Source organism: Rhizobium sp. WYCCWR 11152, assembly GCF_013087615.1.
Classification (GTDB): domain Bacteria; phylum Pseudomonadota; class Alphaproteobacteria; order Rhizobiales; family Rhizobiaceae; genus Rhizobium; species Rhizobium indicum.
This window is the reverse complement of sequence record NZ_JABFCP010000006.1, coordinates 1-19,471: the sequence shown is the minus strand read 5'-3', so window position 1 is coordinate 19,471 and position 19,471 is coordinate 1. Positions and strand designations below refer to the sequence as shown.

General features: G+C 62.3%; 19 protein-coding genes. 14 read left to right on the top strand and 5 right to left on the bottom strand.

From position 1 onward, the window contains the following. The first annotated feature begins 137 nt into the window (after positions 1 to 137). From G9X67_RS06050 to G9X67_RS06025, 6 genes are all read left to right on the top strand, one after another. The gene (locus G9X67_RS06050; protein ID WP_138330696.1) at positions 138 to 1,445 is read left to right on the top strand and encodes an extracellular solute-binding protein; all 1,308 of its coding nucleotides are present in this window, start codon (positions 138 to 140) and stop codon (positions 1,443 to 1,445) included. A gap of 106 nt (positions 1,446 to 1,551) precedes the next feature. Then, positions 1,552 to 2,442, top strand: a complete 891-nt coding sequence (locus tag G9X67_RS06045; RefSeq protein ID WP_138330651.1) for a sugar ABC transporter permease — start codon at positions 1,552 to 1,554, stop codon at positions 2,440 to 2,442. Positions 2,443 to 2,445: 3 nt separating this feature from the next. Continuing rightward, the gene (locus G9X67_RS06040) at positions 2,446 to 3,363 is read left to right on the top strand and encodes an ABC transporter permease subunit (RefSeq protein ID WP_138330652.1); all 918 of its coding nucleotides are present in this window, start codon (positions 2,446 to 2,448) and stop codon (positions 3,361 to 3,363) included. Between the two features lie 2 nt (positions 3,364 to 3,365). Beyond that, on the top strand, positions 3,366 to 4,472 hold the full coding sequence (gene ugpC / locus G9X67_RS06035; protein WP_171598375.1) for a sn-glycerol-3-phosphate ABC transporter ATP-binding protein UgpC: 1,107 nt from the start codon (positions 3,366 to 3,368) through the stop codon (positions 4,470 to 4,472). Between the two features lie 114 nt (positions 4,473 to 4,586). Next, positions 4,587 to 5,417, top strand: a complete 831-nt coding sequence (locus G9X67_RS06030; RefSeq protein WP_138330654.1) for a glycerophosphodiester phosphodiesterase family protein — start codon at positions 4,587 to 4,589, stop codon at positions 5,415 to 5,417. After that, positions 5,414 to 6,244: an inositol monophosphatase gene (locus G9X67_RS06025; RefSeq protein ID WP_138330655.1), complete on the top strand. Its 831-nt coding sequence runs from the start codon at positions 5,414 to 5,416 to the stop codon at positions 6,242 to 6,244. Before G9X67_RS06030 ends, G9X67_RS06025 begins: the two co-directional genes overlap by 4 nt. 111 nt (positions 6,245 to 6,355) lie before the next feature. Here G9X67_RS06025 and G9X67_RS34890 read toward each other — a convergent pair whose 3' ends face one another. Both G9X67_RS34890 and G9X67_RS34885 read right to left on the bottom strand, forming a co-directional pair. Further along, positions 6,356 to 6,757 (bottom strand): RNA ligase family protein, encoded by a 402-nt coding sequence (locus G9X67_RS34890; protein WP_246799853.1) that lies wholly within the window; start codon positions 6,755 to 6,757, stop codon positions 6,356 to 6,358. Then, positions 6,742 to 7,068, bottom strand: coding sequence for a hypothetical protein (locus tag G9X67_RS34885; RefSeq protein WP_246705375.1), 327 nt, complete (start codon positions 7,066 to 7,068; stop codon positions 6,742 to 6,744). Before G9X67_RS34885 ends, G9X67_RS34890 begins: the two co-directional genes overlap by 16 nt. Before the next feature lie 191 nt (positions 7,069 to 7,259). On the opposite strand from G9X67_RS34885, the gene G9X67_RS06015 reads away from it, so the two are divergent. Continuing rightward, positions 7,260 to 7,907, top strand: coding sequence for a metallophosphoesterase family protein (locus G9X67_RS06015; protein ID WP_138330697.1), 648 nt, complete (start codon positions 7,260 to 7,262; stop codon positions 7,905 to 7,907). Positions 7,908 to 8,194: 287 nt separating this feature from the next. Here G9X67_RS06015 and G9X67_RS06010 read toward each other — a convergent pair whose 3' ends face one another. Together G9X67_RS06010 and G9X67_RS06005 are read right to left on the bottom strand one after the other, a co-directional pair. Next, a complete protein-coding gene (locus tag G9X67_RS06010) occupies positions 8,195 to 8,557 on the bottom strand; it encodes a hypothetical protein (protein WP_138330656.1) in 363 nt (120 codons plus the stop codon). Positions 8,558 to 8,562: 5 nt separating this feature from the next. Further along, the gene (locus tag G9X67_RS06005; protein ID WP_171598374.1) at positions 8,563 to 9,360 is read right to left on the bottom strand and encodes a thioredoxin family protein; all 798 of its coding nucleotides are present in this window, start codon (positions 9,358 to 9,360) and stop codon (positions 8,563 to 8,565) included. Positions 9,361 to 9,479: 119 nt separating this feature from the next. Between G9X67_RS06005 and G9X67_RS06000 the strand changes: the two genes are divergently transcribed. The 5 genes from G9X67_RS06000 to G9X67_RS05980 all read left to right on the top strand — a co-directional run bounded on the left by G9X67_RS06000 (position 9,480) and on the right by G9X67_RS05980 (position 16,082). After that, positions 9,480 to 10,700 (top strand): helix-turn-helix domain-containing protein, encoded by a 1,221-nt coding sequence (locus G9X67_RS06000; protein WP_138330658.1) that lies wholly within the window; start codon positions 9,480 to 9,482, stop codon positions 10,698 to 10,700. A 54-nt stretch (positions 10,701 to 10,754) separates the two neighbouring features. Then, a complete protein-coding gene (locus G9X67_RS05995; protein ID WP_138330659.1) occupies positions 10,755 to 11,414 on the top strand; it encodes a PQQ-binding-like beta-propeller repeat protein in 660 nt (219 codons plus the stop codon). Between the two features lie 714 nt (positions 11,415 to 12,128). Further along, the gene (locus G9X67_RS05990; RefSeq protein WP_246799843.1) at positions 12,129 to 14,447 is read left to right on the top strand and encodes an autotransporter outer membrane beta-barrel domain-containing protein; all 2,319 of its coding nucleotides are present in this window, start codon (positions 12,129 to 12,131) and stop codon (positions 14,445 to 14,447) included. Between the two features lie 178 nt (positions 14,448 to 14,625). Further along, a complete protein-coding gene (locus G9X67_RS05985) occupies positions 14,626 to 15,540 on the top strand; it encodes an esterase (protein WP_171598373.1) in 915 nt (304 codons plus the stop codon). Positions 15,541 to 15,692: 152 nt separating this feature from the next. Further along, entirely contained in the window at positions 15,693 to 16,082 is a 390-nt protein-coding gene (locus G9X67_RS05980) for a hypothetical protein (protein ID WP_210258800.1), read from the top strand. Between the two features lie 424 nt (positions 16,083 to 16,506). Here G9X67_RS05980 and G9X67_RS05975 read toward each other — a convergent pair whose 3' ends face one another. Then, complete coding sequence (locus G9X67_RS05975) at positions 16,507 to 17,058, bottom strand: GNAT family N-acetyltransferase (RefSeq protein WP_171598371.1); 552 nt, start codon at positions 17,056 to 17,058, stop codon at positions 16,507 to 16,509. An 86-nt stretch (positions 17,059 to 17,144) separates the two neighbouring features. On the opposite strand from G9X67_RS05975, the gene G9X67_RS05970 reads away from it, so the two are divergent. Then, complete coding sequence (locus G9X67_RS05970) at positions 17,145 to 18,890, top strand: ATP-binding protein (RefSeq protein ID WP_138330661.1); 1,746 nt, start codon at positions 17,145 to 17,147, stop codon at positions 18,888 to 18,890. A gap of 10 nt (positions 18,891 to 18,900) precedes the next feature. Further along, entirely contained in the window at positions 18,901 to 19,302 is a 402-nt protein-coding gene (locus tag G9X67_RS05965) for a response regulator (RefSeq protein WP_138330662.1), read from the top strand. Positions 19,303 to 19,471: the final 169 nt, after the last annotated feature.

Below are 19,471 nucleotides of genomic sequence, written 5' to 3'. Positions count from 1 at the left end.
CTCATTTACCCTATAGCAGCAGCCTCGTCCCACGACAAGAGTCATGTGTGCGTCACCAAATTGTTACACACTGTGTGTAGTAAATCGCCGTCACGGTGCTGGGCATGAACCCGGCTATCAAAACAGGCGAGGGCAAGATGAAGATTTCCATTCTCGCGGCTGCGGCCGCGCTGATGGCGGGCGCGTGTTCCGCGCAGGCCGCCAATATCGAATTCTGGTACGGCAATACCGGCGTTGTCGAAAAGGCGATCCAGGACCAGTGTAAGGCGTTCAATTCAGCGCAGAGCGAGCATCACATTACCTGCGTCGGCCAGGGCAGCTATGAAGTGTCGATGCAGAAGGCGATCGCCGCTTTCCGGGCTAAAAACCATCCCGTTCTCATCCAGTTCTTCGATGCCGGCACGCTCGACCTGATGCTGTCGGATGCCGTCGTCCCGGTTCAGGACGTACTGCCCGAGGTCAAGTGGGACAATTACATCGCCGGGGCGCGCGCCTATTACGAAACATCCGGCGGCAAGCTTTTCGCGCAGCCTTACAATTCCTCGACGCTGCTGTTCTACACCAACAAGACCGAGCTTGAGAAAGCCGGCGTCACCAAGACGCCGACGACCTGGGAAGAGATCATCGAGGCCGCCCGCAAGCTGAAGGCTTCAGGCCATGAATGCCCCTTCACCACCGACGGCGATACCTGGCGCGTGCTGGAACAGTTCTCGGCCCGTCACGGTCTGCCGATCGCCTCCGAGCATAATGGCTATGACGGCCTCGACGCCGAATATGTCTTCAACACCACCTTTGCCGCCAAGCATCTCCAGAACCTGGTCGACTGGCGCAAGGAAGGTCTCGTCAAGCTCGGGACCGATACCAAGGCCGGCAATTTCACCGCCGCCTTTAACACCGGCGAATGCGCGATGATGGAGAATTCGTCGGGCTCCTACACCGCGTCCGCCAAGGCTTTCGACGGCAAATACCAGATCACTGTCGGCATGGCGCCGATGTATGAGGGTCATGAGCGCCACAACACGTTCGTCGGCGGCGCCTCGATCTACATCATGAAGGGCCACGATAAGGCCGAGGTCGAAGGCGCCAAGGCCTTCCTCGATTTCCTGCGCCGTCCCGAACAGCAGATGTTCCTGACCGCCGCCACCGGCTACGTGCCCGTCACCAACGATGTGATGGATGCGATCGCCAAGAGCGGCGAAGTGAACGCGCCGAAATATGCAACAGCCGCCGTCGGCATCGAGTCGATGAACCAGCCGCGCACGCCCGATACCCGCGGCATCCGCCTCGGCTTCTACGTGCAGTTCCGCCAGGTATTCATGGAAGAAACCCAGAAGGCATTCGCCGGCCAGCAGACCATGCAGATGGCGCTCGACAATGCCAAAAAGCGCGGCGACGAGCTGCTGCGCCGCTTCGAGCAGACCTACAAGGGCGTGAAGCTGCCCTGATCGCAAGCTGATCCAACCCCACGCACGGGCGCTCGAAGCGCCCGTGCGTCAGGCACGGGGCGTTCTCGGCTCGCCCCGTGCCTCTCTTCCAATCCAGGATGCTGCCATGACGTCGGAATCTTCGCTCTTCAACCACCGCTGGCTGCCGCTTCTCCTGGTAGCGCCGCTGATGTTGCTGATCGCGCTGTTCTTCTATGTGCCTGTTTTTCAGGCCTTTTACTGGTCGTTCTTCCTGGAGCGCCCATTCGGCGGCGGTTCGATGTTCGTCGGCTGGGATAATTTCGCCCGCGTGCTGTCCGATCCCGAATTCTGGGAGGCCGGCTGGCGTACCGTCATCTTCATGGTGACCGCCTCATCGCTGGCGGTGCTGATTCCGCTGGTCCTTGCGGTCGCGGCCGACCGGAAGATCCGCCTGGCGCTGCCGGCGCGCAACGTGCTGGTCTGGCCGAAGGGGGTGGCGGGCGCTTCGATCGGCGTCGTCTTCGCCTTCATCTTCAATCCCTTCGTCGGCATCCTGGCGCCGCTCAACAGCGCTTTTCCCGGCATATGGGCGCCCGGCATCGACGGCACGGATGCCTTCATCACGCTGATTGCAGCCCATGTCTGGGGCGGCATCCCGTTCAATTTCGTCATCTTGCTCGCCGGCTTGCAATCGATCCCGAAGACCATGCACCAGGCAGCGGCGATGGACGGGACCGGGCCGTGGCGACGCATCTTCGACGTGCAGCTGCCTCTTATCATGCCGCAGCTCTTCCTGACGCTGGTGCTCGAGTTCACCGAGAGCGTCACCTCGGCCTTCGCGCTGATCGATACGATCACCAAGGGCGGTCCAGGCGGCTCGACGACTTTGCTCGTCTACAAGATCTATACCGACGGCTTCACAGGCTACGACCTTTCCGGCGCCTCGACCCAGACGGCGATCCTGATGGTCTTCGTCGTCCTCCTCACCGCCGCCCAGTTCCTCTTCCTCGGCCGGCGCATCAATTACGAGCGGTGACCCATGATCGAAAACGCACGTTCCCTCAACATCGCAGCCAGCTTCATCCTCGTCGTCGGCATCGTCTATATTCTCGGGCCGCTCTACCTGACGCTTGCGACCGCCTCGCAGTCCTATGAATTCATGCTGCGCAACGGGCTTGCCTGGTATCCCGGCACCGCGCTTTTTTCCAATATGGCGCGGGTTTTTGCCGAGACGCATATCCCGATCCAGATGGTCAACAGCATGCTGACCGCCTTCAGCGTCGCGATCTTCACCTGCATCCTGTCGTTCCTGTCGGCCTATGCGATCGTCTATTTCCGCATTCGCTGGGCGGGCGTTGTCTTCGCGCTCATTCTCGCGACCATCATGCTGCCGCTCGATATCCGCGTCATCACCACCTATCAGGTGGCCTCGAACGTGTTTTCGCCGCTGAATGCTCTGCTTGCCGTTACCGGCCTCAATGATTTGATCGCAAATATCTTCGGTGCGCCGGTGAAGCTCGAATGGAGCGTGCTGAACACGCATCTCGGCCTCGTCGCGCCGCTTGTGGCGCATGGCACCGGCACCTTCCTGTTCCGCCAGTTCTTCCTCACCCTGCCGAAAGACCTTTTCAAGGCGGCGCGCATGGATGGTGCAGGGCCGATCCGCTTCCTGTTCGACATCCTGCTGCCGCTGTCGCGAACGAGCTTCGCCGCGCTTTTCGTGCTCACCTTCCTCAGCGGCTGGACGCAATATCTCTGGCCGCTCGTTGCCGCTTCGACACCTGATATGCAGACGGCCGTCGTCGGTCTTGCGCGGCTCGTTCCCGATGCCGACGGCGAAGTCCCCGATTTCCCGATGATCATGGCCGCTACCGTTATCGTTTCCATCATTCCGCTCGCGATGATCGCGCTCCTGCAGCGCTATCTCGTCCAGGGCCTCGTTCTCACGGAGAAATAGCCATGAACGCCATCGACATGGCCATCCGCGCCGCCGCGGCCAACATCACGCTCTCAGGCGTCAGCAAGGCCTATGACGCCGAGACCATCGTCATCCCGTCGATGGATGTCGAGCTCAGGGCCGGCGAATTCACCGTCGTGCTCGGGCCTTCGGGCTGCGGCAAGTCCACGCTTTTGCAGATGATCGCCGGCCTCGAACGGGTGAGCGGCGGCACGATCGTCATCGGCGGCCGGCAGGTGCAGGATCTGGAACCGAAACATCGCGGCTGCGCCATGGTGTTCCAGAACTATGCGCTCTATCCGCATATGAGCGTCTTCGACAATATTGCCTACAGCCTCAGGGTCGCCGGTATGCAGAAGGCCGAGCGCATCGAGCGGGTCGGGGCGGTGGCGAAGATGCTCGGCCTTTCCGATTATCTCGGCCGCAAGCCCGGACAGCTTTCCGGCGGCCAGCGCCAGCGCGTGGCGATCGGCCGCGCCATCGTGCGCGAACCCAGCGTGCTTCTGTTCGACGAGCCGCTTTCCAACCTCGATGCGCAACTGCGCCACGACATGCGCGTCGAACTCGCCGAACTGCACCGGCGCATCGGCGCCACCACCGTCTTCGTCACCCATGACCAGGTGGAGGCGATGACGCTTGCCGACCGCATCCTCATTCTCAACAAGGGCCGGATCGAACAGTTCGACACGCCGAAGGCGATCTATCACCATCCGGCCTCGGTCTTCGTTGCGAAATTCATCGGCGCGCCGCCGATGAACATCCTGCCGGTCATCGGCGACGGCACGGCGCTCAGGCTCGCCGACGGGCAGGTGGTGGCGCAAGCGCGGCTTACCGGCGCCTATCAGCTCGGCATTCGGCCCGAGGATATCCTCATCGGCGACACGGCCAACGGACAGGTGGTCAACTCGGCTCTGCGGTTTCGCGAGGATCTCGGCTCGCATTCGATCCTGGCAGCCGAGCTCGGCGGCTCGGTTGTCAGGATCGCGACACCCTTCGGCGTCGAGATACCGGATTACCGCCAGCTCTCTCTCGATTTCCCTGCCTCCCGCCTGCATCTCTTCGATGCGGAAAGCGGCAAGGCCATACCAGGCGCATTCGGCGCAAACTAGAACATTTCCGTATTTTTCTCCGAAACACGGAAACGTTCTATCTTTTTGTTTTAACACAATTCCGGACGCAAAACCGCTGCGCAGTTTTGCTGGAATTATTCTAGAGGAAGCCCCATGAAATACATCGACCACATTGCCGACCCGTCGCGTTCCTGCGCCATCGTTGCCCATCGCGGTGCCTGGCATCAAGCTCCTGAAAACAGCCTTGCCGCGATCGAGAATGCGATTGCCGGTGGCTATGACATCGTCGAGGTGGACATTCGCCAGAGCGCCGACGGCGTGCTGTTTATCCTGCATGACGACACGCTCGAGCGCATGGCCGGCATCGATCGCGTCCCCGAGGAGATGACGATCGCCGAGATCACCAGCCTGCGGCTGCGCATGGCCGATGGCGGGCCGGGCCAGCCGTTCACGAGAGAGACCATTCCGACGCTGGAACAGGTGCTCGAAACCGTGCGTGGCCGCATCTTCGTCGATCTCGATCTCAAGGATCTCGAGATGATGGGCACCGTCGCTGCCAAGGTCAAAGAGATGGGCATGGCCGATCAGGTCGATCTCAAGGCTCGCGCCGGCACGCCGGAGGCGCTGGCTTGGCTCGCCAGGCAGCCCGGCATCGATGGCATTCCGTTCATGGGCCAGGCGTTTTTCAGGGTCGGGAGCGCCGAAGAGACCGCCAAGGCAGTCATCGCGGCGCGCCCCTTCATGTGCGAAGCCAAGTTCGATGAGCTTGAGACGCTGGCCGGCCAGCACGAGCGTCTGCGCAACGCCGGAATCTCGCTCTGGGTCAACACGCTTGATCCGGTCTCCTGCTGCGGCTTGACCGACAGTGCGGCACTTGAAGATCCGGATGCAATCTGGGGGCGGATGATGGCGGCCGGCATCAGCGTCATCCAGACCGACCAGCCGGCGGCGCTCAAGGCCTATATCGAGGCGCGCCGCGCATGAGGGAAGTGTCGGACGACATATTCTCCGCCGTGATGGAGGATATGCGCCGGGCGGCGGAGGCAGAGATCCTGCCCCGCTTCCTCGGCGTCACCGCCGAGGGCATTCGCACCAAGACCGCTCCCGACGATCTGGTGACCGATGCCGATCTCGGCGCCGAGCGGCGGCTCACCGAAGCGCTGTCCGCGCACTTTCCCGAGGCATTGCTGGTCGGCGAGGAAGCGGTCTCCGCCGATCCCTCGATTCTGACGCGGCTTGGCGACGCCGATCTCGCCGTCATCATCGATCCTGTCGACGGCACCTGGAATTTCGCTCACGGCCTGCCGCTGTTCGGCATGATCGTGGCGATCGTCTCCGGTGGAGAGACGGTGGCCGGGCTGATCCACTATCCCGTGACCGGCGATTTCCTCGCCGCGCGGCGGGGGCAGGGCGCATGGCACATCGCCCGCGATGGCACCAGGACCCAGCTCAGCGTCGCACCGCCAGGGCCGATCGGGGAAATGCACGGCTTCGTGCCGCTGCATATGTTCTCCGCCGAGGAGCAGCCGGTCTACGCTCGGAGCATGCTGCACTTCGCCCGCACGACCACATGGCGCTGCTCGGCTTATGAATACCGGGCGGTGGCAACAGGCGCTATGAGCTTTTCGCTCAACGCCGAGCTCAAACCCTGGGACCATGCCGCCGGCGCGCTGATCCATCACGAAGCCGGCGGCTATGGGGCATTGCTCAGCGGCGAAGCCTATCGTCCTGCGATGACCAAGGGCCGGCTGCTGCTGGCGCCGGATGCCGAGAGTTGGAAGGCGATCCGCCGGAGTTTTACGGTGGGGTGATAGCGGTTGTGGTTCGGCATTGCGCCGGCGTGAAGTTTGGCAGAAGCGCCACCCCACCCTCCGTCATTCCTGTGACAAGCGCAGGAATGACGGAGGAGAGGCAAGCAGCCGTCAGGAATTTGCCAAGCGATTGGGGATGAGTTCGGACTGCATCCAATGCGTTTCACTCTGAATGTGGTTGTCCCGCACATACCTGCCCATCCGAACTGGCATTTCCGCTTCAGGGAACGCATCAGCGATCCGAACGACAAACCCCTCCTGCTTGGTCCTGTCCAGCGAGGCCGCAGTATCCTCGAACAGGCCGGCTTTGTATGGCCCCCGATATAGTGTCGACACCGAAACGATGCTCAGTTCTTCGAACCGGGCCTGCGTCAGATCCCAGGATTGAACTTCGCCGTCGATAATCCACGCAAAGCCGAGGAAGTACGACGGAAGATCATCATAGCCGATCGAGTGCCGGGCGTAGAGGTTCTCGCCCACGATGCGTTCGCCATCTGCTAGTTGCGGGCTGATCCCGGCAGCAAAGGCTTTAAGCCAATCGCGCGATGAATGGTAACGGCTATCGGGACTACGGCATGAGACCCGCCCCGATGAATGGTCGTGTTCTCACCCTCCATTTTCTCGGTGATGACAAGATCGCCAATCATCAGCCCGTCAAGCATCACCATGACCTTATCGTCGCTTGTCGCTCCGGGCGAAATCGGTAGGTGATAGGTTCGTCCGTATTTCTTCATGATGATGAAGGCATAGCGGTTGGCGACCGCACAATGCAAGATCGCACCCGTCTGCGGATCGGCATCTTCAGCGGTTGATGCGATGATCATATCCGAACTCAAGCCAAAAGAGAGCCAATGGCCATAAATACTGGAGAACGAGTCGGTTTTCGCAATGGCGGCGGGCTTTCGTTTGCTATGATGAGGCGGACGGCGAGCGGCGTGAGCCTCCGCACAAGTCCTAGCGTGTCCTCTCATCCTTGGCTGCGGGGCCGTCGCATTGCAACCGAGAAGCTTGGAACATGCGCTACACGTTTGCCATAGGCGATATCCATGGCTGTATCGATCCGCTGAACAGGATGATCGATCGGATCGCGGCTTATGCGCCTGAAGGGACGGTCGTCTTCCTTGGCGATTATATCGATCGCGGGCCCGACGGCAAAAGTGTCCTCGACCGGATCATCGCGGGTCCATCGGACCCGTGGCGATGGATCTGCCTGAAAGGTAATCATGAGGACCTGATGGTCGCTGCCTATGCCGATAGCGACAGCAGAGACGTATGGATCGGCATGGGCATCGGCGGATTTGAAACCGAAATGTCCTATGGCGGCAGAGTTCTGCCCCAGCATCTGCAATGGGCGGCCGATCTTCCCCTCATGCACATTGATCGATATCGCATCTTCGTCCATGCGGGCGTCGATCCAGCATTTCCGCTGGAGCAGCAGAGCGAGCACGATCTTCTCTGGTTACGGTTCCCTCCCGGTGAGTCCAGCGACTATTGGGGCAAGCACCTGGTTCACGGCCATACACCGTCGCTGTCTAACCCGGTGACGACAGGAAACCGCACCAACATCGACAGCGGCTGCGTCTTCGGCGGCAAGCTTTCCTGTGCGGTGTTCGATGACGATATTGCCGGCGGGCCGATCGACTTTATTAAGGTGAGCGCATGAACTTCGGCGTGTCGGTAAGGGTATGAAGCCGGAGATGGCGGAGTGGGAGCATTGCGGAGCGGGGGAGGCCTATCGCCCCGCCATGACTCGTCAGCAGAAAGTTTGGCGAGACGCCACCCCAATCTCCGTCATTCCTGTGCTTGTCACAGGAAACTAGCCACGGCGCGTCGGCGCCGTGAATGACTCCCAGAAGGAAGTCGTTCTCCCACGCCCAAGGACTTGGGCGCACTGGATTCCTGTGACAAGCACAGGAATGACGGAGGAGAGATGTGGCGGCATTTAGCACGTCACTGACGACTCAGGCCCCGCCAGCCGGCGGCGAGCCGCAGCCAGGGCGCCAGGTGGAAGCCGCTCATCAGCAGGTACATGGGCACCATTCCGCCGATCGGGAAGGCATCCGGCGTCGTCATGCAGATCATGTCGGCGCTGCCGGTCGCGGCTGTCAGCAGCGCCATGACCCCGAATGTCGGGGCGCCGGCGAGTGATAGCCAGTCGGCGGTGTGGGCGGCGATCCGGCCGCCCGGGCTAGCGATGCCACTGCGCGGCTTAGCAGCTGATCCGTCTGCTGCGGCGGCCAGCGAGAGCCATTCGGCGGCGTTGAGAGCGGCGTTTCCGTCGCCTCGCGCTGGAGTGTGGGCGGAGAGCAGCATCGGCGTCACTCCTCGCCGTACCGGTCGTGGTGGCGCCACCAGATGCCGGTTTCGTTGCGGCCCTTCGGTGCGCGGTCGAGCCATTGGTACATGCCCCAGAGCCCGTCCAGCCCGCGCGCATAGCTGGAATAGCTATGGTAGACGGCGCCGTCGATAAGCTCGAAGGCGCTGACACCCGGGCGGTCGCGAGTATAGGTGGGAACGTCGGTGCCGGTCATGGCGGCGATCTGGGTGATCGGGGCCTCGCTGTCGCGCGGCTGCCATTCCTGGACAGTCCTGCCTGGGAGCGGTTCGGGGGCCGGCGGTTCGCGGCGGTAATTATAGTCTACATCGCCCTGGTGCTGCTGCTCGGCAGAGAACCAGACGCTGAAATCGCCGTTGAAGTCGCTGCCGAAGGAGGAGGCCCAGGGAAAGCTCCAGTCCATCCGCCGCTTGAACGCTTCGAGCTTTGCGAGCGGCGCGCGCGAGACCGCCCAAAAGGCGACATCGTGGTTTTCGAGATGGACGAAGACGCCGTTGAAACCGTCGGCGATCGAGGAGCAGGACGGGCATCCCGCTGTATAATCCGGTCCGAACATGAAGTGATAGACGATAAGCTGCGAGCGCCCGCCGAAGAGATCCTTCAGCGAGACGTTGCCGTCGTCGGTATCGAAGCGATATTGCTTGTCGATCCTGACACGCGGCAATTGCCGGCGCTTCATCGCCAGCGCGTCGCTCTGCCGGGTCAGTTCCTTCTCCTCTTCGAGCAGATCGAGGCGAGCCGCCAGCCATTGCTGCCGTGTTGCGTTCAGCTCTGTCGTCATGGGTCTTCTCCTTTGCCTGTCTCTCGTCGTAGCATCCGGCGCAGGCTTGCTTGCCGGTCGACGACAAATCTAAGGCCGGGTGGGGAAATGATGGGAGTGACAAGTGTGACGGGATTTGAATGGACTCGCTGATCACGGCGGCGGCGCGAGCGCTGGCAACAGGCGATGCGCTCGGCGCGCTGAAGCGGGTGGCGCTGCGCGACGATGCGCCGGCGCTGGCGCTGCGCGGCATTGCGATGGCGCAGCTCGGCGATCTCGTCCGTGCCAAGGCGCTGTTGAAGAGTGCGGCGCGTGCTTTCGGTCCAAGGGAGGCGATGGCGCGGGCCCGCTGCGTGGTCGCCGAGGCCGAGATCGCGCTGGTCTCGCGCGATCTCACCTGGCCGACCAAAGCGCTGGAGGCGGCGCGCAAGGTGCTCGAAGCGCATGGCGACAGGGTCAATGCCGCCCATGCCAGGAATGTCGAGCTTCGCCGGCTGGTGCTGGTCGGCCGGCTCGACGAGGCCGAGCGGGCACTGGAAACGCTCGACCCGACGCCGCTGCCGCCGGCGGCAAGGGCTGCCCACGAGTTGGTGGTCGCGGGTATCGCGATCCGGCGCCTGCAGACGAAAGCGGCGCGTGCGGCGCTTGACCGGGCGAGGCAGGCGGCGCGCGAGGCCGGTATGCCGGTATTGACGGCGGAGGTGGAAAATGCCGCCCGCGTGCTCAGCGCGCCCGTGGCGCGGCTGATCTCGCGCTGGCGGGAAAGCCCGCTGCTGCTCGAGGAGGTGGAAGAGCTGCTAGGTTCGGGCACGCTCGTCGTCGATGCCTGCCGCCATGTCGTGCGCGACGATCAGCTTTCGGTGTCGCTGGCAACGCGGCCGGTGCTCTTCACGCTCGCCCGGACGCTTGCCGAAGCTTGGCCGGCGGATGTGGCACGGGGCACACTCATCGCGCGTGCCTTCCGCGGCAAACATGCCGATGAATCGCACCGTGCCCGGCTGCGCGTCGAGATCGGCCGGCTGCGTGCCGAGCTGCGGGCGCTCGCCGAGGTCTCGGCGACGAAACGCGGCTTTGCGCTTTCGCCGCGCCGTGCCGGAGAGACCGCCGTACTGGCGCCGCTGGTCGAAGGCCAGCACGGGGCGGTGCTCGCCTTTCTCGCCGATGGCGAGGCGTGGTCGAGTTCGGCGCTGGCGATTGCGCTCGGTGCCAGCCCGCGCACAGTGCAGCGGGCGCTGGATTCACTTGCGGAGGAGGGCAAGGTGCAATCCTTCGGGCGCGGGCGGGCGCGGCGCTGGATGAGCCCGCCGCTGCCCGGTTTCCCGACGATCTTGTTACTCCCGGGACCTCTGCCAAGCGACTAGTATGGCCTGACTGATGAGGATGGCCCTGGTCAACGGGCAAACAGGATGGAAGAGATGAAAAAATCGGCTGCGACGATTATCCGTGAATATGGACCCTTTCCAGGCGCCGAGCGCGTCAACGGCGTCACCTTCGATGGTGAGCATGTCTGGTTCGCCTCGGGCGACAGGCTGAACGCGCTCGATCCCGCAAGCGGCGAGGTGGTGCGCTCGATCGAAGTTGCGTCCCATGCCGGTACGGCTTTCGATGGCGAGTTCCTCTATCAGATCGCCGAGGATGTCATTCACAAGATCGACCCGAAGACCGGACGTATCGTTTCCACCATCCCGGCGCCCGGCAATGGCGGCGATTCCGGCCTTGCCTGGGCCGAGGGCTCGCTCTGGGTCGGCCAGCACCGCGGCCGCAGGATCCATCAGATCGACCCGGAAACCGGCAAGATCCTCCGCACCATCGAATCCAACCGCGTCGTGACAGGCGTCACCTGGGTCGACGGCCAGCTCTGGCACGGTACCTGGGAGGGCGATGACAGCGATGTCAGACGCATCGACCCCGAAACCGGCGAGGTGCTGGAGCGGCTCGATATGCCCGAAGGTACCGGCGTCTCAGGCCTCGAATCCGACGGCGGAGACTGCTTCTTCTGCGGCGGTGGCGGCAGCGGCAAGATCCGCGCTGTGCGCCGGCCGGGGGTGGGGCCCGGTCCCGCAAAGCGGGAGTGATCGATCCAGTGGATCGATCACAGGGCCGAACGCGCTGAGCTATGAGAAGGGCCGGGAGAGGCAAGGATGGAAGGCGAAGTTGTCGATGCGGCGTGGGCGGGTGGACCAGCCGCAAGAAAAGCAAAGTGCGGCGATGTTTCGGCTGCCGTCAGTCGGGTGGCCCATCCACGGCTTTGCCTTCATGGCCATTTTTAGCGCCCGAGACCATCATAATTTCTTAACACTCGTCAATTTTAATCGCGGTTTAGTTGCCGATTCTATAAAACCTATTTTAAATCAATCTTTAAGAGCATTTTATGGGGCGGCATCATGCGGGCAAGCGCTGTGTTTCGCAGGACCAGGAAACAGAAGCTTCTTTCACGGATCTGCTTCGCGGCGCTGAGTTTCGGCTGTTCGTTCGCAACGCCGGCTTTAGGTAGCGCGGGAAAGCGTCGGGAGTTTATAGCGCGGCACCTTTCTCTCTCGATAGTGTCGGGAGCGGTGCTTATGGCCCTGTCCGCAGGGGCGGCCTCGGCCCAAACCGCTTTTTGGACCGGAGCAACAAGCAGTGACTGGACAGACGCGAGCAACTGGTCGACGGGCATCGCTCCCGTCGCCGGTCAACCGGTAACCATTAGTCAGCCGGGCACACCATCGCAGAGGCCGACCGTCCTCGGCGTCAACGGGCCGGTGAGCGTCTCGGTGGGGATCACAGGCGTGGGCCAAGGTGGTGCAGTGCCTGGGGTTCTAACGATCCAGAATGGTAGCACCCTGACAAGCACGGGCCAGGCGCGGCTGGGAATTGCGGCTGGAGGCACCGGCATCGTCACGGTGACAGGACCGGGATCGCATTGGAACGCGCTCGGACCTCTTGTACTCGGCTTTCAAGGCGCTGGCACGCTCAACATTCAGAACGGCGGACAAGTCGACGCGGGAACCACGACCCTAGGTAGCTTGGGCACATCTTCCGGCACGCTCAACATCACTGGCGGCGGCACGCTGCAGGCTCAAACCTTGCGGGGCGGCGCCGGCGCAAGCCAGGCCAATTTCGACAATGGTATTCTGCGCGCTACCGCCGCTAACGCGACCTTCATCAACGGATTTTCCGGCAGCGAGCTCAATCTACACGCCGGCGGGCTGACACTCGATACCAACGGCTTCACCGTAGGCACCGACGCGGCGTCCGGCTTCACCGGCGTGGGCGGCCTGACCGTCACCGGTGGCGGTGTCTTCAGCCTACTGGCGAACAGCATCTATAGCGGCGAGACGCAGATCGACTTCGGCAGCAGCCTCGCCCTTTCCGGCGCCGGCGCCATCGCCAATTCCAGCCGGGTTGTCGCGGATGGCGCTCTTGACGTTTCGGGGGCAGCGGCCCCGACCATCCAGAGCCTGGCCGGCAGCGGCCTCGTGCAGCTCGGGGCGCAAACCCTGACGATCGCCAATGCCAACGACACGTTCGCGGGTGTCATCGCCGGCACGGGCGGGCTGACGGTCGCCAGCGGCAGACAGACGCTTTCGGGCGTCAACACCTATACTGGCGCCACGACGGTGAGCGGCGGCCGGCTCGCCGTCAATGGCTCGATCACCAGCCCGGTCACGACATTGGGGGCTGGTATTCTCGGCGGCACCGGCACGATCTTCGGCGATGTGACCAATGCCGGCGTGGTGGCGCCGGGCAATTCTATCGGAACGCTGACGATCTCGGGCAACTATATCGGCAGCGGCGGCACTCTGGAGATCGAGAGCGTGCTCGGCGACGATACATCCGCGACCGACCGCCTCGTCGTCACCGGCAACACATCAGGCACCACCGATGTCAAGGTGATCAACCTCGGAGGCGGTGGCGCGCAAACCGTCGAAGGCATCAAAATCGTCGATGTCGCCGGTACGTCGGCCGGCACCTTCTCGCTGCTCGGCGACTATGTGTTCGAAGGCGACCAGGCCGTGGTCGGCGGGGCTTATGCCTATCGACTTTACCAAGGGGGTCTCAGCACGCCTGCCGATGGCGACTGGTATTTGCGCTCAGCCGTTCTCGATCCTGCCGGCACCGCGACCGGGCTATTATATGCGCCTGCCGTGCCGCTCTACGAGGCCTATGCCGGCGTGCTGCAGAGCCTCAACGAGTTCGGGACGCTGCGCCAGCGCACCGGCGGGCGCGAGGTGGACGATGGTCAATCCGCTGCCGACGCCGGGAACGATGAGGTCAACGATCAGGGCAAGGCGATCTGGACCCGCATCGACGGGACGCATTCGCATTTCGAGCCGGAAACCTCGACGACGGGCACCGAATATGACGTCGACAGCTGGACGCTGCAGGCGGGCGTCGACGGAATGTTGCGCGGAAGCGGGGCGGGCGTGCTGATCGGCGGGCTCAGCTTTCACGTGGATACGGCCTCGGCAGACATCTCTTCGCGCTTCGGCACGGGCGACATCGACACCACAGGCTACGGCTTCGACGGCACCTTGACCTGGTACGGCAACAGCGGCTTCTACATCGATACGCAGGCTGGCGTGACCTGGTACAGCAGCGATCTCAAATCCTCGACGCTTCACACCACGCTTACCGACGACAACAACGGCTTCGGCTATGGGCTCAGCGTCGAAGCCGGCCAGAAGATCGCGCTGACGAACCGATGGTCGCTGACGCCGCAGGCGCAGTTTGCCTATTCCTCCGTGCGTTTCGATGACTTCACCGATGCCTATGGCACCGCTGCCTCGCTCGACGATGGCGACAGCCTGACCGGCCGTCTCGGCATCTCAGCCGATTATGACAGCGACTGGAAGGATGCCTCCGGAAAGATCAGTCGCTCGAAGCTCTACGGCATCGCCAATCTCTACTACGACTTCCTCGACGGCTCGGATGTCGATGTCTCGGGGACCAAGCTTATCAGTGAGAACCAGGCGCTCTGGGCCGGCCTTGGCATGGGCGGCTCGCTCAACTGGGCGGACGACCGATACGCGGCCTACGGCGAGGCCTTCGCCAGAACCAGCCTCAAGGACTTCGGCGACAGCAACGCCTTCGGCGCCAAGGTCGGGTTCAGCGTGAAGTGGTAGCGGGATGGCTGCCGGAGGGCGCCAGGTCGGAAGTCGACATCAAGGGTCAGGTTGTCAGAATTTCCATCGAGCGAGCAATTGATTTCATCACGTAACGATCTACTTTCGCGGCAGTGTCGACGCTTCGGTGTCGGTCGAGGGCTGCACGCAAAGCCGGTGCGACTGTGGGGGAGAGACTTTGAAACAACTGCGCACGACGCTCGGGCCTAAGAGCAAATCCGAACTTGGGATGATCCTCCCGCACGAGCACGTCTTCGTCGACCTCAGGACGCCGGACCAGCCCGGTTATGCCGAAGCAGTGACCGACGACGTCGTTCGGCTGATGGCCCCCGAGATCGAGCGGATCAAGAAGCTCGGGGTGACGGCATTGGTCGAATGCTCGACAGGCGGCGTCGGACGCCGTGCGGATATCGATCTTGCGGTGTCACTTGCGACGGATTTTCCGATCGTCGTGCCCACCGGCAATTACCGTGAGCCCTGGATTCCCGAATGGGTCCGCCATGCTTCCGAGAAGGAGCTGGAGGCATGGATGCTCCGGGAGCTGACCGAGCAGATCGACGAGACCGGGTTCCAGGCAGGCTGGATCAAGCTCAGCGCCGGCGATGACGGGATGACGGCGCTCGAGACGAAAATCCTGCGGGCAGCCGCGCGCGCGGCGGCGCAGACCGACGCCGTCATCGGCAGCCATACGATCAGGGGACGGGTCGTGATGGACCAGCTCGATGTCATCGAGGCGGAGGGCTACAGGGCCGACAGGTTTATCTCGATCCATACGCAGGAGGAAAAGGACTTCGCCTATAATGTCGCCGTCGCCGAGCGAGGCGCCTGGATCGAGTATGATCATGTCGGCCGGGCCGGGGACAACGAGGTGGCGGAGCTGGTGATCAAGGCGCTGGAGGCGGGCTGCGGTGATCGCCTGTTGTTGAGCCATGACCGCGGCTGGTTCGATCCGGCGCTGCCGATGGGCGGGACGCCCAAACCGTATACGCATCTTTCCACGGTCTTGCTGCCAGAGCTGAAACGGCGGGGCATAGACGACGGCACACTGGTGCGCCTGACCCACGACAATCCGTTCGAGGCTTTCGCCCGATAGGTGCGTGGCCCCGCGAAAGAATCCCGCATAATTATGTCGCGATACCTGGAATTGCTCAAAACCCGGTTCACCCGATTGCCCCCACTTCGGCGCCGCGAGAGCGGAGGTCGCCGACAATGCTGTGGGGACCGTTCAAAAGGCCGATCGGCAGGATGATGAAAGCGTTCGTGCCTGCCGACAAGTTCGCGATCCGCTCGATCAGCCTTGTAGAGCTCGTCGAAATGGGCGCCGATCGGTCCGATCCGGCGGCGCAGCTCGAGAAGATAGGCGATCGAGGCGGGGCCGACGGAATTGACCGTTTCGAGCGTCAATGGCTTCTGCATGGCCTGCATTTCCCCGTCGGCGGCAAGCGTCTTTACATCGCGCCCGATCGATACGCCGTATTTCGCAAGCGCCAGGCCGATGCTCGGCGCGTCGGGGCCGAAGGCATGCTGTCCTTCGCCGATGAGGAGCAGGCTCGCCTCGAAACCGGAAAGCTTTTCGATCGCTCCCTTTGCCGGGGATGTCGAGAAAATGGTCTTGAACTCATCCTGATCGGATGACGTCAAACCTGTAAAGACGGGCTTGATATCACTGTTCCTGAACTTGGTGGTCGACAGGGTGAGGCTGGGATTGACGTCGATCAGCACCGTCTTCGATTGATCGACTAGGCGTTTTCCCTCGGCCACGATGTCAGGAAAACTGTCGGCGCGGATGCGCACGTAGCCTAAAAGCACATGGTCATTCGCGGGGGATTTGGCGCGCCAGAAGAGAGCGTTTTCCTCGTCTGCCGTGAGTGGCATCCCCGGCAGGAAAACTACGGCTGCAAGCGCTGCAAATTGCCGGCGGGTGATGTGCATGGCTGCCTCCTCGCTGAGCCCGATGCATGGCGGCGCATTCGCATCGAACTAATCGCGTGAAAGAGCATTTGTTCCAACTCCCGGTCGAAAAGAGGATCGTCGAGAGAGAGGAGTCAGCCGGACTCGTTCAAGAATTCTCGGCGATATCAGCCGCGCCGCGCTCGTCGAACAGAAGCGCCATGCTGATCGCATCGATGAACCGACCGTCTATGCGTGCCGCACGCCGGACGATGCCTTCGCGTGCAAATCCCATCTTTTCGTAGAGAGCGATTGCACGAGTGTTGTCTTCGTAAACATCAAGTTCAATCCGGGCAAAACCACTTTTCTGGGCGGCTCTCAAGGTCGTCTCGATGAGCCTTCGTCCGAGACCCTTGCCACGATAGGCGGGAAGGATCCCCATTCCGAGGTTTCCGCGATGGGCGTGCGACGGGAAAAAATGCCGGCTGATGTCGCACCAGCCGACCACCTGGTCTTGCGCGGTGGCAACGAATTGCGGATTGCCTTTTGCAATCATGCCCTTCACGAACTCGCGCGTTTGCGGCAGGGGAGTTGCTTCCAGCATGGACAGGTATTTTTTCTCCCGCGCGACCACGTCGAGCGCATGATGAAAGCTGTCGATATGGGCGGCAGCGATCGGCTCGATCCTGATGCCTGATGTATCCGACGGTGCTGCATCCATGTGCTTCTCCTTCAACGATTGCGGAATGCCTATGGAGACCTGCCGCAGGCCCGCACGGGAGCGCATAATTCACGGTCCGTCAACCTTTGCGTGTCAATTTCTCGGCAGCGGGCGTCATCAAAAGGTTGCAGGTATTGAAGGTCGGGCTCACATCCCACATCACATTCGTCCTGGTGACGCTCACCTGCGCGGCGGCTGCGTTGCTGTGCGGATTTGCGTGGCTCGCAGCGGTGAAGGTCGATGATCTCTCGCTGCGCCGGCAGGCCGACTTCGTCGGTCAAGGATTGGAAGAGCAGATCGCGGCACTTCCCCGGGAGCAGGAAAGCGTCACCAAATGGGACGATGCCTTCCTTTATGCCAAGCAACGGAACCATGAATGGCTGCTCGACAATGTCGGCCGGTGGACGAGCCGGTATTTCGGGCACGACAGGACCTATATCTTCGACGATACCAATCGCCTGATGTTTGCGTTCCGCGACGGCGCGGATGCCATGCCGCCGCGGCTCGGTGACGACGACGGCCGAGACGTGACCGCTCTCGCCGGTGAGATGCGCACCGTTCTCGTTGAGCGGGCTGCAAAGCCCAGCGCCGAAGCGCTCGGTCAACTGGCCGCGGTTCGGACGATCATAATCGGCAACAGACCGGCGATAGCAAGCGTGCGTCCCATTCTGCCGAGCTCGGGCAGGATGCAGATCGAGCCGGGCCAGGAGTTCATCGCCATCTCGGTCAAGTTCCTCGATGGAAAGGCTGCCGAAAGCATCGCCCATTATGCGCGGCTCGAAGGCCTGCATTTCGCGCCTTCGAAAAGTGAGGACGAACGGGCGCAAGTGCCTGTGTCGTCCCATGACGGCGGCACGATCGGCTACCTCGTGTGGCCGCCTATCCTGCCCGGATTCATGCTGCTTCGGCAGATCGCGCCGGCGGGGCTTGGTTGCCTGGCGCTGCTGATCGCCGTCGTGTGCTGGCTCGGGCGAGGTCTGCATCGCACCTCGCTGACCCTGCTGGACAGCCAGGCGCAGCTCACCCATCACCGCAACCATCTGGAAGAGATGGTGGCTGATCGAACGGCCGAGATCGAAAGGCAGAGAGAGGAACTGGACCGCCTGCTGGTGCACGAACGCCAGGTGAATGCGCTCCAGCGCCAGTTCGTCGCCATGGCTTCGCACGAGTTTCGCACGCCGCTCGCCATCATCGATGCTGCCGCCCAGCGGCTCTGCCGCTCGACGACCAACGTCAGCGGTGATTACGTTCACGAAAAAGCCGGCGTGATCCGAAGCGCTGTCGTGCGCATGGTCGACCTGATGGAGAGCATCCTCGCCAGCGGGCGGCTCGAAACCGGACAGATCACACTGAAGCGCAGCGAAGGCGATCTGAAAACCCTGCTCGTCAGCTGCTGCGACAGGCAGCGGCATCTCAGCCGCACGCATGTGTTCCATCTCGATCTTGAGCCAATACCGGATGTATTGACGTTCGACCGCAGCGCGATGGAACAGGTCTTCACCAACCTGATTTCGAACGCCGTTAAGTATTCGCCCAACGCGCCTGACATTCATGTTCGCGCCCGGGTCGACGAGAAGACGGTGGAGATCGCCATCTCCGACAGCGGCATCGGTATGGATGCGGAGGATCTACCGAAGCTGTTCCAACCCTATTATCGCGCCCGCAGCGCCACGGGCATTGCCGGAACCGGCATCGGCCTCAATGTCGTCAAGCAGGTCATCGAATTGCATGGCGGCACCGTCGAAGTGACGAGCGAGCTCGGCAAAGGCACAACATTCACCCTTCTTCTGCCAATAGAATTTCTATTGTCGGATCAACACGTCGCAGCTTAAGGAAGAGCTCATGGTTACAGTCCTGTGCGTAGAAGACGAAGTCGAGATCCGGAACCTCCTCGTCGAAGAATTGAGCGAAGCCGGCTACAAGACACTCGAGGCCTCGAACGGCGCCGAGGGACTGGAAATGATCCTGTCGAAATGGCCCGATATCGTCATCAGCGACATTTCGATGCCGGTCATGGACGGGCACCAGCTTCTGGCAGAAATTCAGATCAACCACCCGGAGCTCTCCAATATTCCCTTCATCCTGCTGACGGCACTGACCGACCGGGAAAACACGCTAGCCGGCCTGCGCGGCGGAGCGGCGGACTATCTGACGAAGCCGCTCGACTTCGATCTGCTGCTCGCCAAGCTCGAAGGCTGCGTGACGCGCCTTGCCAACGACAAGGCGGTTCACCGGTCGTTCTGATGGTTGCTGGCGGGACCCAAGAAGCCTCATCCTGAGATGCCCCGCAGGGGCCTCGAAGGGCGAGGCGGGTGCGCAAACGTCAGATGGATGCAAGGAGCAGCGCTGCGGCGTGTCCTTCGAGGCTTCGCCCTTCGGGCTGCGCGCCTCAGCAACCGTGTTGTTGGGGCTG

Bases quoted from the DNA above. Each gene is read 5' to 3' on its own strand.
- G9X67_RS06005 (WP_171598374.1), bottom strand. From the start codon at position 9,360: ATGACGACAGAGCTGAACGCAACACGGCAGCAATGGCTGGCGGCTCGC.
- G9X67_RS06015 (WP_138330697.1), top strand. From the start codon at position 7,260: ATGCGCTACACGTTTGCCATAGGCGATATCCATGGCTGTATCGATCCG.
- G9X67_RS06000 (WP_138330658.1), top strand. From the start codon at position 9,480: ATGGACTCGCTGATCACGGCGGCGGCGCGAGCGCTGGCAACAGGCGAT.
- G9X67_RS06040 (WP_138330652.1), top strand. From the start codon at position 2,446: ATGATCGAAAACGCACGTTCCCTCAACATCGCAGCCAGCTTCATCCTC.
- ugpC (WP_171598375.1), top strand. From the start codon at position 3,366: ATGAACGCCATCGACATGGCCATCCGCGCCGCCGCGGCCAACATCACG.
- G9X67_RS34885 (WP_246705375.1), bottom strand. From the start codon at position 7,068: ATGATCATCGCATCAACCGCTGAAGATGCCGATCCGCAGACGGGTGCG.
- G9X67_RS05975 (WP_171598371.1), bottom strand. From the start codon at position 17,058: ATGGATGCAGCACCGTCGGATACATCAGGCATCAGGATCGAGCCGATC.
- G9X67_RS06030 (WP_138330654.1), top strand. From the start codon at position 4,587: ATGAAATACATCGACCACATTGCCGACCCGTCGCGTTCCTGCGCCATC.
- G9X67_RS06050 (WP_138330696.1), top strand. From the start codon at position 138: ATGAAGATTTCCATTCTCGCGGCTGCGGCCGCGCTGATGGCGGGCGCG.
- G9X67_RS06025 (WP_138330655.1), top strand. From the start codon at position 5,414: ATGAGGGAAGTGTCGGACGACATATTCTCCGCCGTGATGGAGGATATG.
- G9X67_RS06045 (WP_138330651.1), top strand. From the start codon at position 1,552: ATGACGTCGGAATCTTCGCTCTTCAACCACCGCTGGCTGCCGCTTCTC.
- G9X67_RS06010 (WP_138330656.1), bottom strand. From the start codon at position 8,557: ATGCTGCTCTCCGCCCACACTCCAGCGCGAGGCGACGGAAACGCCGCT.
- G9X67_RS05995 (WP_138330659.1), top strand. From the start codon at position 10,755: ATGAAAAAATCGGCTGCGACGATTATCCGTGAATATGGACCCTTTCCA.
- G9X67_RS05965 (WP_138330662.1), top strand. From the start codon at position 18,901: ATGGTTACAGTCCTGTGCGTAGAAGACGAAGTCGAGATCCGGAACCTC.
- G9X67_RS05980 (WP_210258800.1), top strand. From the start codon at position 15,693: ATGATGAAAGCGTTCGTGCCTGCCGACAAGTTCGCGATCCGCTCGATC.